General features: G+C 63.7%; 16 protein-coding genes. 10 read left to right on the top strand and 6 right to left on the bottom strand.

Annotated elements, in window-relative coordinates; translation table 11 throughout:
• The first annotated feature begins 53 nt into the window (after positions 1 to 53).
• Positions 54 to 638 carry a TMEM175 family protein gene (locus IE097_RS10090; RefSeq protein ID WP_189460359.1) on the top strand — a complete coding sequence of 195 codons (585 nt, stop codon included), beginning with the start codon at positions 54 to 56 and terminating at the stop codon, positions 636 to 638.
• A gap of 41 nt (positions 639 to 679) precedes the next feature.
• Here the strand turns inward: IE097_RS10090 and IE097_RS10085 are convergent, their stop codons facing one another.
• The 3 genes from IE097_RS10085 to IE097_RS10075 all read right to left on the bottom strand — a co-directional run bounded on the left by IE097_RS10085 (position 680) and on the right by IE097_RS10075 (position 3161).
• The gene (locus IE097_RS10085) at positions 680 to 1732 is read right to left on the bottom strand and encodes a zinc ribbon domain-containing protein (protein WP_189460358.1); all 1053 of its coding nucleotides are present in this window, start codon (positions 1730 to 1732) and stop codon (positions 680 to 682) included.
• Positions 1733 to 1744: 12 nt separating this feature from the next.
• Entirely contained in the window at positions 1745 to 2101 is a 357-nt protein-coding gene (locus IE097_RS10080) for a DUF4488 domain-containing protein (RefSeq protein WP_189460355.1), read from the bottom strand.
• Positions 2102 to 2189: 88 nt separating this feature from the next.
• Complete coding sequence (locus IE097_RS10075; protein WP_229797527.1) at positions 2190 to 3161, bottom strand: hypothetical protein; 972 nt, start codon at positions 3159 to 3161, stop codon at positions 2190 to 2192.
• A gap of 153 nt (positions 3162 to 3314) precedes the next feature.
• On the opposite strand from IE097_RS10075, the gene IE097_RS10070 reads away from it, so the two are divergent.
• Genes IE097_RS10070 through rsgA form a run of 3 tightly spaced genes read left to right on the top strand, consistent with a single transcriptional unit; the run spans position 3315 to position 5819 of the window.
• Positions 3315 to 4562, top strand: a complete 1248-nt coding sequence (locus IE097_RS10070; protein ID WP_189460353.1) for a M48 family metallopeptidase — start codon at positions 3315 to 3317, stop codon at positions 4560 to 4562.
• A 49-nt stretch (positions 4563 to 4611) separates the two neighbouring features.
• Positions 4612 to 4944, top strand: a complete 333-nt coding sequence (locus IE097_RS10065) for a 4a-hydroxytetrahydrobiopterin dehydratase (protein ID WP_189460351.1) — start codon at positions 4612 to 4614, stop codon at positions 4942 to 4944.
• On the top strand, positions 4941 to 5819 hold the full coding sequence (rsgA, locus tag IE097_RS10060) for a ribosome small subunit-dependent GTPase A (protein WP_189460349.1): 879 nt from the start codon (positions 4941 to 4943) through the stop codon (positions 5817 to 5819). The genes IE097_RS10065 and rsgA overlap by 4 nt, the downstream gene beginning before the upstream one ends.
• On the opposite strand, the gene IE097_RS10055 is transcribed toward rsgA, so the two are convergent.
• On the bottom strand, positions 5813 to 6373 hold the full coding sequence (locus IE097_RS10055) for a DUF2062 domain-containing protein (protein ID WP_189460347.1): 561 nt from the start codon (positions 6371 to 6373) through the stop codon (positions 5813 to 5815). The two genes, rsgA and IE097_RS10055, sit on opposite strands and share 7 nt — an antisense overlap.
• A gap of 206 nt (positions 6374 to 6579) precedes the next feature.
• Between IE097_RS10055 and IE097_RS10050 the strand changes: the two genes are divergently transcribed.
• Together IE097_RS10050 and IE097_RS10045 are read left to right on the top strand one after the other, a co-directional pair.
• The gene (locus IE097_RS10050) at positions 6580 to 8790 is read left to right on the top strand and encodes a RelA/SpoT family protein (RefSeq protein WP_189460345.1); all 2211 of its coding nucleotides are present in this window, start codon (positions 6580 to 6582) and stop codon (positions 8788 to 8790) included.
• Between the two features lie 252 nt (positions 8791 to 9042).
• Positions 9043 to 10926 carry a methyl-accepting chemotaxis protein gene (locus tag IE097_RS10045; protein ID WP_189460343.1) on the top strand — a complete coding sequence of 628 codons (1884 nt, stop codon included), beginning with the start codon at positions 9043 to 9045 and terminating at the stop codon, positions 10924 to 10926.
• 262 nt (positions 10927 to 11188) lie between these two features.
• On the opposite strand, the gene pyk is transcribed toward IE097_RS10045, so the two are convergent.
• Positions 11189 to 12625, bottom strand: a complete 1437-nt coding sequence (pyk, locus tag IE097_RS10040) for a pyruvate kinase (RefSeq protein ID WP_189460341.1) — start codon at positions 12623 to 12625, stop codon at positions 11189 to 11191.
• 196 nt (positions 12626 to 12821) lie between these two features.
• Complete coding sequence (locus tag IE097_RS10035) at positions 12822 to 13550, bottom strand: 6-phosphogluconolactonase (RefSeq protein ID WP_189460339.1); 729 nt, start codon at positions 13548 to 13550, stop codon at positions 12822 to 12824.
• Between the two features lie 239 nt (positions 13551 to 13789).
• Here IE097_RS10035 and agaB point away from each other — a divergent pair, with 239 nt between their 5' ends.
• The 4 genes from agaB to agaF all read left to right on the top strand — a co-directional run bounded on the left by agaB (position 13790) and on the right by agaF (position 16411).
• Entirely contained in the window at positions 13790 to 14263 is a 474-nt protein-coding gene (agaB, locus tag IE097_RS10030) for a PTS galactosamine transporter subunit IIB (protein WP_189460337.1), read from the top strand.
• A gap of 10 nt (positions 14264 to 14273) precedes the next feature.
• Positions 14274 to 15068, top strand: coding sequence for a PTS galactosamine transporter subunit IIC (gene agaC / locus IE097_RS10025; RefSeq protein WP_189460335.1), 795 nt, complete (start codon positions 14274 to 14276; stop codon positions 15066 to 15068).
• The gene (gene agaD, locus IE097_RS10020) at positions 15058 to 15873 is read left to right on the top strand and encodes a PTS galactosamine transporter subunit IID (protein ID WP_189460333.1); all 816 of its coding nucleotides are present in this window, start codon (positions 15058 to 15060) and stop codon (positions 15871 to 15873) included. The genes agaC and agaD overlap by 11 nt, the downstream gene beginning before the upstream one ends.
• A 94-nt stretch (positions 15874 to 15967) precedes the next feature.
• Positions 15968 to 16411 (top strand): PTS galactosamine/N-acetylgalactosamine transporter subunit IIA, encoded by a 444-nt coding sequence (gene agaF / locus IE097_RS10015; protein WP_189460331.1) that lies wholly within the window; start codon positions 15968 to 15970, stop codon positions 16409 to 16411.
• Position 16412 lies beyond the last annotated feature (1 nt).

Here is a 16412-nt window from a genome sequence, read left to right as displayed (position 1 = left end):
CCGCGCAAAAACGGACCCGGGACCGGATGGCCGCTGCAACGGGAGACGCCAGCATGGGCAAAGGCCGATTGGAAGCATTCAGCGACGGAGTACTCGCGATCATCATCACGATCATGGTGCTCGAGCTGAAAGTGCCGCACGGCGCCGATCTGGCGGCGATCACGCCCTTGATGCCGAACTTCCTCAGCTACGTGCTGAGCTTCATCTACGTCGGCATCTACTGGAACAACCACCATCATCTGCTGCACGCCGCCAGAGGCGTTTCCGGTAGCGTGCTGTGGGCCAACCTCAACCTGCTGTTCTGGCTGTCGTTGTTTCCGGTCACCACCGGCTGGATGGGAGAAAACCACTTCGCCCCGCTACCGTCAGCGGCTTATGGCTTTGTGCTGCTGATGGCGGCGATTGCCTATTACATCCTGCAGAAAACCATCATCCATGCCGACGGATCGAATTCGATGCTGAGACGGGCGGTCGGTATCGACTGGAAAGGCAAGCTGTCACCCTTCCTCTACGCCACGGCGATCGCGCTGTCGTTCATCGCCCACTGGCTGGCCCAGGCACTTTATGTGCTCGTCGCCCTGCTCTGGCTGGTGCCGGACCGACGCATCGAACGGGTGATTCATCCGCCGGAGGCCTGAACGCCCGCGCAGCGACGGCTGACAGCAGCGTGCTCACGGGACTATGCGCCGCTCCCCGCCGCCGCGGATGGCGCGCCGCAGCTGTGGCAGAAATGGCCGAATGCGCTCTTGCGCGTCCGGCATTGGCTGCAGTGGTCGAACAGACACAACCCGCAGTGCATGCAGAAATTGCGGCCGGTGTCCTTCAGGTCTGCCGGCCGCTCGCAGCCGGGGCAGATCTGCTTGGCGATGCGCGCCTGCGCAAGGTCGTAGCTCAAGGCCTGGCGGCGCTGAACGTCCGGGCGCTGTTCGGCCAGCTTCTGCCGCGCCAGATAGCGTTGCATCGCGCCGATCAGGTAATGGCCGATGACGCCGGTCAGTACGATGCCGACGATGTAGCGGACATAGCCGCCGTAGTTCGGCAGGTACGGCACCAGTTCGACAAAAAAGGCGAACAGCGCGAAAAACACGAAGCCCCAGACGAAAGGCCAGTGGGTGCTTTTGCGCTTTTTGACGAACAGCCAGCCGGCGATCAGCAACAGCGGCAGGGTGACGGCCAGCCGGAACAGAAAGACCCGCAGTTCCTGCTGGCGTGCGGCTGTTTCGTAAGCCTTGCGGCCCCCATCCTCGAGCTGCTCCAGCGTCTGCGCATTGCGCTCCGCGTCGCGCTGCAGGGCCAGATCGGTCTGACGCAGGCGCTCGAGTACCTGCTCGGCCCCGCGCTCGCCGGCTTTCAGGCCGTCGAGTTCGCGGGTACGCGCAATCAGCTCCTGGTCCTGCTCCGGCTTCGCGGTTGCCTTGCGTGTCGCCAGCCAGTTAGCGAAGGTCTCGCGGGCGCTGCGGTTGGCGTTGCCGGCAGCGGTCAACGTCAGCTCGGCCTGGGCGATGGCATCGTTGTTGTCCTTGCGCTGCGCGGTGTTCGCGTCGATGGCCGCCCTGACACGGGCCAGCGCGGCCGGATCGATGAACTGCTCGGGGGCCAGCGTGCGTTCGACCTTGGGCAGGTCACCGACGACCAGGCCGCCAAGGCCGATCAGGAAACCCGCGAACACCAGCGCCACCAGCCAGAGGCCGCGCTGAAACCACTTTTCCGATAACCGCAGCCCCTTGCTCATCCGTTTCTCCGGTCAGACGCGTTGCCAGACTTCCTCGATGTGCGTGCCGTCCTCGTCGCCTTCGGACAGCCAGCAATCGCCTTCGATACGGTAGCCGAAGGTATAGGTTTTGCCGAGCATTTTGGCGTTCGAGGTGTGGCTCAGCCGTTCGCTGTAACGGCCATCGGCGCTACTGGCGGTACCGGCACCCGCGACCGCGAAACTGCCGTCTTCCAGATGGGTGATATAGGAAAAGTGGTTGCCGGCGACCAGCTTGACCGCGTTCAGCTGGATGCCGGTAAAGGTCTGGGCCTTGCCGTCGGCGCCGGTATAGCGGGCCGATTTGAGTTTCCAGCTGCCTTGCAGTGCCGGATCGATTTGGGTGCTCATGCTGGGTCTCCTCGTTCGATTTATGGAAACGGCATCAGACCACAACGGCATCAGGATCGGGTGTGCCGGTCTTGCGCATTTGGTTGAATCAGAAACTGACGGCCAGCCCGACCGACACACCGGACACGTTGTTGCCGAACACGTAACGCGTGACCAGCCGGGTTCGGGTGACGATGATGTCGTACTTGCTGGAATCGAGCTCGACGCCCAAACCGAGCGATGTCAGATAGTTGAAGCCAAGTGCACCGCGCAAATCGCCCATGAACTGGGTCTGGGCGAACTCGAGCACATAGCGGAAGGGCCGGTCGAGCAGCGTCCAGTCGCGAATCGGCGCCCGGTACCGTGCCCACAGGCTGGTACTTTCGGCAGACGCGTGGCCCTGCACTGCATCGGCGCTGCCGCCGAAGCTCTTGAGCGGAATATTGCTGTAACGCAGCTCGACATCGATGTCGCGTTCGGGCTTGTAGTCCTCGTAGTCGAGCATGAGCGAGCCGCCCAGCCCGTAAGCACTGAGCGAGCCGTTGTCGAGGAAGTCGAAGTTGCGATCGGTTTTGTATTCGACGAACCACTTGGCACCGGTCACGTCGCTGATCACCTCGCCGAGCGCGATGTTGAAGATCGGCCGCAGTACGAGATTTTCGGCGATCGGAAAGTCCCAGCCGATGCCGCCGCTCACGGCGACGCTGTTCCAGCGCAGCGGCAGCTCGCGTTCGATCTTGCCATCGGAAGCAAGGAAAGTCGGGTCGTAGCGGCTGTAGGACAGCGCACCTTCGAGATACACCGGCACCGACTTGCTCAACGTCGCGCCGCCGCCGAGCTGGCTCATCAGCAGCCCGGTATCGCCGGTCGTACCGCTGTTGATCGACAGCGAGCTCGTCGTCACGTCCGGCACCACCGAATAGCCCATCAGCGCGAGTACGCCATTGGCCCGTTTCTGCACATCGAGACCAACGACGGTGAGATCGCCGCCCAGCGCGTGCGCGGAAGGCAGCGTTGCGGCCACGAGGACACCGGCAAGGAAGCGGGAGTTCGGGAGACTCAGCGCGGGCAGAAAGGACATACGACGGGCATCGACGATGAAAATGCCTCCATTGTGTTCACGCATCGTGACATTCACAACCACGACGAGATCGGTTGAACTGCAGTGCAACAGCGCACCCCGCCCCGGCCGGTGCGGGTATGCGATAATCGTTCATCCCTGACGGAGTTGCCGATGACCGCGCACGCGTTCACTACCTTGTTCGTTTTCGCGCTGACCGCCAGCGTGCTGTTGCAGATGTGGCTGGCACAACGCCACATCAACCATGTTCGTCGCCATCGCAGTGCGGTACCCGACGAGTTTGCCGCCGAGATCACGCTGCTTTCGCACCAGCGCGCGGCGGACTACACCGTCGCCAAAACCCGCTTCGGCATGCTCGCCACCATCTGGGATGCCATGCTGCTCGCAGCCTTCACGCTCGGCGGCGGCATTGCCTGGCTGTCGAACCTGGCCAGTGACTGGTTCGGCCCGGGCATTCTGGCCGGCGTGACGATGATCGCCCTGCTGGCAGTGGCCAACACCGTCCTGACCCTGCCGTTCTCGTGGATCTCCACGTTCAGGATCGAAGCCGCGTTCGGCTTCAACCAGACGACACCGGCCACCTTCATGGCCGACCTCGTCAAGACCTCGCTGATTGCCGCTGCCATCGGTCTGCCGCTGATTGCGGTGGTACTGTGGCTGATGGATGCCATGGGCGACGTCTGGTGGCTGTGGGTCTGGGCCACCTGGGTCGGCTTCTCCTTGCTGCTGATGTGGGTGTTTCCCACCTGGATTGCCCCGCTGTTCAACAAGTTCGAACCCCTGCCGGACGAGGGGCTGCGCACGCGCATCGAAGCCCTGCTGACCCGTTGCGGCTTCCGTGCCGGCGGCATCTTCATGATGGACGGCAGCAAGCGCTCCAGCCACGGCAACGCCTACTTCACCGGCCTCGGCGCCAAGAAACGCATCGTGTTTTTCGATACCTTGCTCAAGCAGCTCAACGGTGACGAAATCGAAGCGGTCCTGGCGCACGAGCTCGGCCACTTCAAGCGCCGCCACATCGTCAAGCGGCTGGCGTGGACCTTCTTACTGATGCTGGGCATGCTCTGGCTGCTGGGCCAGCTCAAGACCCGACCGTGGTTCTACGAAGGTCTCGGCGTTCAAACGCCGACGACCGCCGCGGCGCTGGTGCTGTTCTTCCTTGTCCTGCCGGTATTCACCTTCCTGTTCGGGCCGATCGGCTCGATGTTGTCGCGCAAGCACGAGTACGAAGCCGACGCCTATGCCGCCGAACAGGCATCGAGCCGCGACCTGATCCACGCGCTGGTCAAGCTCTACCGCGACAATGCCGCCACGCTGACGCCCGATCCGCTGCACAGCCTGTTCTATGACAGCCACCCGCCGGCCAGCCTGCGGATTGCTGCATTGAAACGCCTTGGCTGAGCCCAGTGGCTAAAAAGGAAGCTGGTTCACCCGATTTCAGGAGCACGCCATGAGCCTCGCGACTGAACGCTGCACGCCGAACGCACCGGCCATGCCCGTCGACGAAACGGTCCGGCTTGCCGCCGCCCAGCTCGACGACTGGATGGTCGCCGGCCCGCTGCTGGAGAAGACCTTCCGCTGCGCCGATTTCCACGACACCATGGCCTTGGTGAATGCGGTCGCATGGATCGCCCACAGCCAGGATCACCATCCCGATCTCGAGGTCGGCTACAACCGCTGCCGGGTGGTCTGGACGACCCATTCGGCCGGTGGACTGACCCGCAACGATTTCATCTGCGCCGCGCGCGTGGATGCGCTCTTCCCCGATACAGAGACTGAATGACCGATACCGCCCAGATCATCGCCAGCCATGGCAGGTCCTACATTGTCGAACTCGCCGACGGCAGCACCCGCATTGCCAGTGCGCGCGGCAAGAAAACCGACTACGCCTGCGGCGACCGGGTCGCCATCAAGGTCACCAGCGACGAGCAGGCGGTCATCGAGAAGGCACACAAGCGCGAGACCTTGCTGTACCGATCGGATGCCTGGCGCGAAAAGCTGATTGCCGCCAACGTCACGCAGATCATCGTCGTCGTGGCGCCCGTGCCGAGCTTTTTCGACGAACTGATCGGCCGCTGCCTGATCGCGGCCGAAGACGCCGGCATCCGCCCGCTGATCCTGCTGAACAAGTGCGACCTGCCCGAGGCCGACGCCGCGCGTGCCCGCCTCGCCTACTACCGTGATCTCGGTTACGACGTGATCGAACTCGCAGCAACCGAAGACATCTCGCCACTGCGGCCTTGGCTGGCCGCGCACGTGTCGGTGCTGGTCGGCCAGTCCGGCATGGGCAAATCGACCATCACCAATGCACTGATTCCCGAGGCGCGTGCGCGGGTCAACGACATCTCGGTCGCGCTCGACTCGGGCAAGCACACGACAACCAATGCCACGCTCTACCACCTTGACCCGGGCGCCGACCTGATCGACTCGCCAGGGCTGCAGTCATTCGGGCTCGCCCACGTCACCGCCGACGAGCTGCCAAGACTGATGCCGGAGTTCCGCGAACGGCTCGGCCAGTGCCGTTTCCACAACTGCCGGCACCGGCACGAACCGGGCTGCGCGATTCTTGGCGCGGTCAGCGATGGCACCATTGCCGAAAGCCGATTGCAGCTGCTGCACCGGCTTCAGGACGAACTGGCCGCGGCACAGACCTACTGAGCCGGCCTCGAATGTCGGCGCCGCGCCCGCTTGCGCAGCGCCAGCCAGATGTACACACGCCAGATGCCGTGCACGGCAAAGAAGCCGGTCACTGCCAGCAACGCAGCCAGCGTCGGCAAGCCGATCAGCAAAGGCATGCCCAGCGAGAGCATCCAGTGCCACATCGCCTGCGTCCATTCGAGCAGCGTCAATCCGGACCAGCCCGGCATCGGCGGCACGTGCGCGCCGCCCCCCAGGCCGGTGATGAAGCTGCCCAGTTGTACTGCCACCCAGTACAGCGGGCCGATCGTCAGCGGATTGGTGTAAAAGGTCGCGAACACCGCAACCGGCAGATTGACGCGAAAACCCAGCGCCAGCAGGCTGGCGGTGATCACCTGTAACGGCCCCGGGATCAACCCGCCGATCATCCCTGCCGCGACACCGCCAGCCACCGAGTGCCGGTTCAGGTGCCACAGGTTGGGATGGGAAAACCAGTGCGCATACCGGCGCAGAAACGCATTTTTCGTCAGCGTGGCATGGTCGGGCAGCAAACGCCGCAGGAAACGTCGGGGCATGAAAACCTTGGTCGGAAACGGGAAAAGAAATGGTACGGTTACTGCAACTGTATACCGCGACCGGGGCCGTCCAGCGTCTTTCATTGCGTGCACACCGCTGGGCCGGAACACCGGACTTGTCTTAAATTGCAATCAGCAAAATCTGACCTTCTACTGACCCGGTGAATGGGGCAAAATTCCTGACTTATCGATAATCAACTGATGCCATGGTTGCCGTTACCCGCCCGCTTGCCCAGTCGATCGCTGAAGCAGCCAACCCGCAAGGCTGGCTGGCGCAGCTTTCCGACCGATACCCGCCCGAGGCGATGACCCGCCTCAAGGCGGCGCTGGCGTGGGCCTCCGAGTGTTACGGCGACGAACGGCTGCCGGACGTCGGCGAGCTGATTTTCCCGCACTCGGTGGCCAGCGCGGCCATCGTCGCCGACCTGCGTCTCGACGCCGATGCGGTCATCGCCGCCCTGCTGTTTGCCGTTCCGGACTACCTGAAAGACGCCGCCACCGAGATCGAAAAGCGTTTCGGCAAGGAAGTCGCCACGCTGGTCGACGGCGTCAACCGCGTGCGCAAGATCCGCCAGCTGACCGTCTCCGCCGTGCACAAGCCGCAGGAAGCGGCCGCGCAGATCGAGTCGATCCGCAAGATGCTGCTGGCGATGGTCGAGGACATGCGCGTCGTGCTGATCAAGCTCGCCTGGCGCACGCAGACGATGCACGTGCTCGGCCAAGCGCCCGACGAGGTGCGCCGCCGCATTGCCGAGGAAACACTCGATTTCTTCGCACCACTCGCCAACCGGCTCGGCGTCTGGCAGATCAAGTGGGAGCTCGAAGACCTCGGTTTCCGCTACCAGCACCCGGACATCTACAAGAAGATCGCCAAGCTGCTGGACGAGCGCCGCATCGACCGGCAGCAGTTCATCGACGACGTGATCGGCAAGCTGCGCATCGAACTGGGCGCCGCCGGTGTCGAGCACGCCAGTCTGATGGGCCGGCCCAAGCACATCTACAGCATCTACAAGAAGATGCAGAAGAAGAAGCTCGACTTCTCCGAGCTGTACGACATCCGCGCGGTGCGCGTGCTGGTCGACGACGTCAAGGACTGCTACACGGTGCTCGGCATCGTCCACAACCTGTGGCAGCCGATTCCGGGCGAGTTCGACGACTACATCGCCAACCCGAAGGGCAACTTCTACCGCAGCCTGCATACGGCGGTGATCGGCCCGAACGACAAGGCACTCGAGGTGCAGATCCGTACCTTCGAGATGCACGAGCACGCCGAGTTCGGCGTCGCCGCGCACTGGCGCTACAAGGAAGGCGGCAAGGGCGACAGCAAGTACGAAGAAAAGATCGCCTGGCTGCGCCAGTTGCTCGACTGGAAGAGCGATGTTGTCGGCGAAGGCGAACTGGCCGACGCCTTCAAGGCCGAGCTGTTCGACGACACCATCTATGTACTGACCCCGGCCGGCCGCGTGATCGCCCTGCCCAAGGACAGCACGCCGGTCGATTTCGCCTATCACCTGCACACCGATCTGGGCCACCGCTGCCGCGGCGCCAAGGTCGACGGCGCCATCGTACCGCTGTCCACCGCGCTGAAAAACGGCCAGCGCGTCGAGATCCTCTCGGCCAAGGAAGGCGGTCCGAGTCTGGACTGGCTGCATCAGGGCTATGTGAAAAGCCACCGCGCGGCGCAGAAGATCCGCTACTGGATCCGCCAGCAGAACCTCGACGTCGCGATCGAGGCCGGCCGCACGCTGTACGACAAGGAAGCCGCACGCGTTGGCCGTACCCAGGCCCGGCAGGAAGACGTCGCGCACCGGATCGGTTTCAAGACCGTCGAAGAAATGCTCGCCGCGCTCGGTCAGGGCGAGCTGACGCTGCGTGCGCTGGCCGAATCGCTGACCTTCGAAGAACGGCCGCAGGCGCAGGAAGAATCGGTCCATCCCGACGACGTGATCCGCCGTGCCCGTGCCGACCAGCGCGGTGAAGGCATCCTGATCGAAGGCGTCGACAAACTGATGACGCTGCTCGCCAAGTGCTGCAAGCCGGTACCGCCCGACGCGGTCTGCGGCTTCGTCACCAAGGGGCGCGGCATCTCGATCCACCGCAGCGACTGCCCGACCCTCAAGCGCCTCGCCACCGAAGCACCGGAACGGCTGATCAAGGCCGACTGGGGCACCACCCAGGCCGGCGGCGTGTTTTCGACCGACATCCTCGTCGAAGCGCAGGACCGCACCAGCCTGCTGCGCGACCTGTCCGACGTGATGTCGCGCGAGAAGATCAACGTCACCGCGGTCAACACGCTGTCGCGCGACACGCTGGCGCGGATGCGCTTTACCGTCGAAATCCAGCGCGTCGACGATCTGCCGCGCATTTTCACCCGCCTGAACGAAGTCCCCGGCGTTCTGCGCGTGATCCGCCTCTGAATCGGCCCCGAACCGGCCTGTTCCACGCATGACCGGCCCTTCGCGGCCGGTTTTTTCATGCCGGCAGTGCCATGAAGCGCGGCTGTAAGCAAGCATGGCCGACACCAAATCCACACTTTCATACCGCACGTCGGCTTACGCGCCGTGCGCTGGTTCCACCTTATTGGCGGCCTCGCCCGGATGTCATATGGTCGCGCCTGAAAGCTATAACAATAAAACCTGATATACACCCCGTTTGCATCCGGAGAGGCAATGCAGTCCTTACGTACCAAACTCGTCGTCTTCGTCGCCGCGCTGTCGGCCCTGATCACCATCCTGCTGTCGGTCGCGGCTTACACCAGCATGCGCACCCAGATCCTCGGCGCCCTGGCCGACGAGATCCACAGCACTGCCATCGGCTACAACGTCGCGCTGACCAACTGGGTCGAAGGCAAACAGCACATCCTTGCCGGTACCGCCCACGCTCTGGGCACCACCGCCGAGCTGCACGGCCCACTGGTTCAGGCCGCCAAGAGCGCCAAGTTCGACAGCACCTACATCGGCACCGTCGACAAACAGATGGTGCAGGATCATCCGCTCAACCTGCCGAAGGACTACGACCCGACTTCGCGCCCCTGGTACAAGCAGGCGGTCGCCGCCGGCCAGGCCATCGTCACCCCGCCCTATGTCGACGCGTCGACCAGGCAGCTGGTGCTGACCTTTGCCGCACCGGTCAAGGATGCCGCCGGCACGCTCAAGGGCGTGGCTGCCGCCGACATCTATCTCGACGGCGTGGTCAAGGACGTCCTGAACATCAAGCTGCCAGGCAACGGCTATGCCTTCCTCGCCGGCAAGGACGGCAAGGTGCTGGCGCATGCCGACGCCAACAAGGTCCTCAAGCCGATCAGCGATTTCGCACCCGAGCTGAGCGCCGACAAGCTGACGGCCATTGCCGGCGACAGCGCACTGACCGAAGCCGTCATCGACGGCAAGGCCAAGTTCGTCGACGTCCAGCCCATCGACGGCACCGAATTCGAACTTGTGCTCGTTGTCGACAAGGGCATCGCGCTGGCGCCACTGGATCGGCTGCTCTGGCTGAGCGTTGGCGCGCTGGTCGCCATGCTCGCGGTCATCGTGCCGCTGTCGGGCGTGCTGGTCCGCCGCATGCTGGCCGGTCTGGTCCGCGTCCGCGACGCGATGAGCGAAATCGCCCAGGGCGGTGGCGACCTGACCCGCAAGATCGACGTGAGCGGCAACGACGAGATCGCCGAAACCGCACAGGCCTTCAACCGTTTTACCGACCAGCTCCGCGGCATGTTTGGCGAGCTGCAGCGCGAAAACGAACAGCTGACCCGTGGCGTTGCCGACATCGACCAACTGGTGAAGCAGCTGTCGACCGACTCGCAGGCGCTGTCCGACCTGTCGGCATCGAACGCGGCAACCATCGAGGAAATCACCGTCAGCATCAGCCATATCGCCGACAACGCGCGTGAGGCCGACCAGCTGGTCAATGCCACCGGCGCGCTGTCCGGCGAATCGGCCGCGACCGTCAAGGCGGTCGCCGACGAAGTCGGCAAGTCGGCCGAGGCCGTCAGCGAGCTGGCCGGTCTGCTGGACGGCCTGAACCAGCGTGCGCAGGACATCAGCGGCATCATCCGCGTGATCAGCGACATCGCCGACCAGACCAATCTGCTGGCGCTGAATGCCGCCATCGAAGCGGCCCGCGCCGGCGAAACCGGCCGCGGCTTTGCCGTCGTCGCCGACGAGGTGCGCAAGCTGGCCGAGCGCACCGGTCAGGCCACGCTGGAAATCACCGGCATGATCGACGGCGTCCGTGCCGAAACCGCGGCGGCGGTCAACAACATGGAGCGCACCCACGCGGCGGTGCAGAGCGGCGTGTCGCTGTCGAATACCGCCGCCGAGAAAATCGCCCACATCCGCGAGAACATGGACGAAGTCATGCGGCGGATGAGCGAAATCGCGCTGTCGACCAGCGAACAGCAGAACGCGACAACGGCGATGGCGCAAAGTGCCGAACACATCACCACGCAAATGCACAAGTCCGACGCGGCGATGCAGCGTGCCACCTCGACGGTGCATCAGCTCAACGAGATGGCGACTTTCCTGCGGCAGATGTTCGGCAAGTTCAGGCTGTAACCGGTCGATTTGGCTCAGGCGGACGAATGGTTGCCAAAAGCAATAACAACAATGCAGAACTGTTGATATGTAAATTTTCGCATCATTGAGCGTAACTCGTTCTGCTGTGCAGCCCGCTGACAATGCATATGATGGTTTCAGGAACTCAGGTTCCTAGATACGAGAGATTCCAGCCCGCGCTTACGCGGGCTTTTTTTTGCCTGCGCCAAGCAAAAAGGGCCGCACCTTCCGGCGCGGCCCTTGTCACGTCGGTCTCGAGCGGTCAGGCGGCGCGGTGCTCGCCGATCTTGACGATCTTCATGCTGTTGGTGCCGCCCCCCTGGCCAACGACCTCGCCATAGGTGAACACGACCAGATCGCCCTGCTGCACGACGCCCTGACGCAGCATCTCGACTTCGGCCCGGATCAGCAGGCTGTCGCGATCGGTGTTCTCCTGCGAGATCGTCATCGGCAGCACGCCGCGGAACAGCGCCAGCCGCTGGTAGGTCTCGACTTCCGGCGTCAGCGCATAGATCGGAATTCCCGACACGAAACGCGACAGCCACAGCGCCGATGAACCCGACTGCGTCAGCGCGGCAATCGCCTTGACCTGCAGGTGGGCCGACGCGAACAGCGCCGCCATCGAAATGCTCTGGTCGATACGCGTAAACTCGCCCGGGCCGAGAATCTCGTCGCTGATTTTGCGGCCGATCGACTTTTCGGCCTCGACGCAGACGCGTGCCATCGATTCGACCGTTTCGACCGGAAACTGGCCGGCAGCCGACTCGGCCGACAGCATGACGGCGTCGGTGCCGTCGAGTACCGCGTTGGCCACGTCGGACACTTCGGCGCGGGTCGGCACCGGGCTGCTGATCATCGACTCCATCATCTGCGTCGCAGTGATCGACAGTTTGTTCTTCTGGCGGGCCAGCTTGATCATGCGCTTCTGCAGCGCCGGCACCGCCGCGTCACCCACCTCAACCGCCAGATCGCCGCGCGCCACCATGATGCCGTCGGACGCCTCGAGGATTTCCTCGAGATTGGCCACCGCCTCGGTCCGCTCGATCTTGGCGATCAGTTGCGCCTTGCTGCCTGCAGCGCGCAGCAGCGTGCGGGCCATGTACATGTCGGCGCCCGATTTCGGGAACGACACGGCGACGAAATCGGCCCCCAGTCTGGCCGCGGTCTTGATGTCTTCCATGTCCTTCGCGGTCAGTGCCGGCGCGGTCAGCCCGCCGCCCTTGCGGTTGATGCCCTTGTTGTTCGACAGCGGACCGCCGACCAGCACCGTCGTATACACCTCCGGGCCGCGCACTTCGAGCACTTCGAGCTGGACCTTGCCGTCGTCGAGCAGCAGAATCGCGCCCGGCTCGACGTCGTTCGGCAATTCCTTGTAGTCGAGGCCGACACGCGCCTGGTTACCGAGCTCGCAGGCGGCGTCGAGGATGAAGCCGTCACCCTTCTTCAGCGTGATCTTGTTCTTCTCGAACTTGCCGACCCGGATCTTCGGCCCCTGCAGGTCGGCCATGATCGCCAGCGAGCGGTTGGCGCGTGCCGCACAGTCGCGCACCAGGGTGGCCCGGTCGATGTGGTCCTGCGCGCTGCCGTGCGAGAAGTTCAGCCGGACCATGTTGACGCCGGCGGCGAGCAGCCGGTCCAGCGTGTCCTGATCACTTGAAGCCGGGCCGAGCGTGGCGACAATCTTGGTGCTGCGAAGCATAAGTCTTCCTTTGCCTGAGTCTGCTGTTTGGATTGTTATCGCTGACACCTGTTTATCTCGGCGTCATCTCGGCGCAGATTATAAGCCACTGCTGATGTCATGGCTGATTCGCGCTATATGGCATGCCGCAGCACAACAAGCAGGAAAAACCCGGATGCCGTCACCGTCCGCACGATGACGGCGCCCTCATCCCGGCCTAGATCAGCCGGCTGGCCGCTGCGGCATCAAGCATGGCGATCGCGTGCCGGTGCTGGCGCAGCAGGCTGGCCGGCACGGCGTTGCCGACCTCCAGCTGCAGCGCCTTGCACACGGTTTCGGCCTTTTTCTCGCCGCTGACCATCAGCACCGCGCAGTGCGCCTGCATGATGCTGCCGATGCCCAGCGTGATTCCCTGCTTCAGCACCGGTTGCTGCGCGCCGAAATACTTCTGCCCGACGCTGACGGTGACCGCATCGAGTTCGGTGACGATGCTGCCGCTGTCGACGATGCAGCCCGGTTCGTTCATGCCCAGATGACCGTTCATGCCCATGCCGAGCAGCACAAGGTCCAGCGGTCCGTGCGCGGCGAGAAAATCGTCGATCTGGCGGCACTCGGCCTGCAGGTCGTCGGCCATGGCATCGTAGAACACGATGCGCTCGGGCGGCACCGCCAGCGGGCCGAAAACGGTTTCCTGCATGAAGGCCCGGCAACTGCCCGGATAGTCGGCCGGCAGGCCGACCCATTCGTCGAGGCCGACATAAGTGACTTGCGACAGGTCGACTTCGCCCGCCCGATGCATCTCGACCAGCCGCGCATAGGCGGCACGCGGCGTATCGCCACCGGCCAGGCAGAGCACGGCCGCCGGTTTGGCACGCACGCAATCGGCAATCAGCACGGCAACGGCGTCGGCCAGTTCGGTCGGGGTGGCAAGGATGCGGGTCTGCATGGAAGGGCTCCGGTACGTGATCGATGCCCGTCAGGCTAACGCGCCCCCGGGGTGCGCTCGGTATCAAATCCCGCCAGCGCTGCAACCTTTGCCGTCATTTGTTTCAGCCCTGAAACAAATGACGGCCCGGATTGCGGCACGGCGACATTTGCTCAATGAGTTGTAGCCTTTGGCTGCGGCAATCTTCCTAGACTCGCTTTCAACGCCCCGGAACGGGACGGCGAACAAAGGAGATCAGGATGACCGCACCCAATATTTTGCTCACCCGCATCGACAACCGGCTGGTCCACGGCCAGGTCGGCGTGACGTGGACCACGGCACTCGGCGCCAATCTGCTGGTGGTCGTCGACGACGGCACCGCTGCCGACGAAATGCAGCAGAAGCTGATGACCATGACCGCCGACCAGGTCGGCGTCGGCATCCGGTTCTTTTCGATCGAGAAAACCATTGCCGTCATCCACAAGGCATCACCGGCTCAAAAAATCTTCCTGATCTGCCGCACGCCGGCCACGGTCCGCCAGCTGGTCGAAGGCGGCGTGCCGATCCGCGACGTCAATGTCGGCAACATGCACTTCTCCGAAGGCAAGCGTCCGCTCTCGAAGAAGGTCTACGTCGACGATGCCGACCTGGCCGACCTGCGCGCACTCAAGGCCGGCGGGATCAGCGTGTTCATCCAGGACACCCCGGGCGACACCAAGGACACCATCCAGTGAGGAGCACGTCATGATTGAAATCACCCTGACGCAGGGGCTGCTGCTTGCCGCCGTCGCGTTCATTTTCGGCATCGATTTCTGGCTGGAAGCGCTGTTCCTGTTCCGGCCGATCATCGTGTGTACCGTGACCGGCTTCATTCTCGGCGATGTCCAGATCGGCCTGATCACCGGCGGCCTGACTGAACTGGCCTTCGCCGGCCTGACGCCGGCGGGCGGGGTGCAACCCCCCAACCCGATTCTTGCCGGGATCATGACCACGGTGATCGCGCACAGCGCCGGTGTCGACGCCAAGACCGCGATCGGCCTGGGCCTGCCGTTCAGCCTGCTGATGCAGTACATCATCCTGTTCTTCTACTCGGCGTTCTCGATGTTCATGCCCAAGGTCGAGCGCTATGTCAGCGAGAACAACAGCGCCGGGCTGGGCCGAATGAGCCTGCTGATGACGCTGATCGTCGCCTGCACCTATGCCCTCGTGGTGTTCCTGTGCGCCTACTCGGCCCAGGGCGCAATGCAGGCACTGGTCAAGGCGATGCCGGAATGGCTCACCCACGGCTTCCAGGTCGCCGGCGGCATCCTGCCCGCTGTCGGTTTCGGGCTGCTGCTGCGCGTGATGCTGAAAGCGCAGTACGTGCCTTACCTGCTCGCCGGCTTCCTGTTCGTCTGCTACGTGCAGATCCAGAACCTGCTGCCGGTCGCCGTCATGGGTGCCGCATTTGCCCTGTTCGTCTACTTCAACAGCAAGCCCGAAGCGGCCCCGGCCGCGCCTGTCGCCAAGACCGAGGAGGATTTCAGCAATGGCATCTGACCACACCACCACCGCCGAAACCGCCATCACCAAGGGCGACATCACCAGGCTCGCGTTCCGCTCGTCGATGCTGCAGGCCGGTTTCAACTACGAACGGATGCAGTCGGTCGGCTTCACCACGGCGATGCAGCCACTGCTGAAGAAGATCTACCACGATGATCCGGAAGGCCTGAAAGCGGCCAACAAGGACAGTCTGGAGTTCATCAATACCCACCCGAACCTGGTCGGTTTCCTGATGGGCCTGCTGATCTCGCTCGAGGAGAAAAAGGAAGACCGCGCGCTGATCAAGGGCCTGAAGGTGGCGCTGTTCGGGCCGATTGCCGGCATCGGTGACGCGATCTTCTGGTTCACCCTGCTGCCCATCGTCGCCGGCGTCTGCGCGTCGTTCGCCATCCAGGGCAACCTGCTCGGCCCGCTGATTTTCTTCGGCGTCTACCTTGCGGTGTTCTTCATGCGCATCGGCTGGACCCACATGGGCTACTCGCTCGGGGTCAAGGCGATCGACAAGATCAAGGACGGCTCGGCGATGATCTCCAAGGCGGCGACCATCCTCGGGGTGACCGTGATCGGCGGACTGATCGCGTCCTACGTGCACATCGACGTCGTGGCCAGCTTTGCCATCGATGCCACTCACAAGGTCGGGCTGCAGAAGGACTTCTTCGACAAGATCTTTCCCAACCTGCTGCCGATGGGCTACGTGATGCTGATGTACTACCTGCTGAAGAAAAAGCAGGTTCATCCGGTCGCGCTGATCGCCACCACTTTCGTGCTGTCGATCGTGCTCTCCTGGCTCGGCATCCTCTGATCTCCTCCATTCCGGCCAGTCCCCCTCCCGCTGGCCGGATGCGGCGGTTCTCCGAACCGCCGCGCCTTTTTCCGGCAACGCCAAAGGACTATCCATGATCAGCATCATCGTCACCGGCCACGGCCGGTTCGCCTCGGGTCTGCTGGGCGCGGTCGAGCAGGTGTTCGGCCCGCAGGCACAGGCCATCGCCGTCGACTTTCCGCCCGAGCTGGGCACCGCCGAACTCGATGCCGCGCTGAATGCCGCGGTCACCAGCCTGCCGGCCGGGTCCGGCGTGGTCTTCCTGACCGACCTGCTCGGCGGCTCGCCATTCAAGCTGGCATCGCAGATCGCGCTGGCGCAGTCGCAGCCTTGCGACGTGATTGCCGGCAGCAATATGGCGATGTTCGCCGAGGTCGCGCTCGAACGTGACGAAATCGCCAGCGTCGGCGACTTTGTCGAGCGCGCACAGGATGCCGCCCGGGCGGGGGTAGCCAGCCTGCGCGAGCGCCTTGCCCGCCAGCAGGCCCGTGCCAGCGCGCAGGACGACGGGCTTTAAG

Origin of the sequence: Jeongeupia chitinilytica, from assembly GCF_014652315.1 — a bacterium.
GTDB lineage: Bacteria > Pseudomonadota > Gammaproteobacteria > Burkholderiales > Chitinibacteraceae > Jeongeupia > Jeongeupia chitinilytica.
This window is presented reverse-complemented; position numbering and strand designations above follow the sequence as displayed.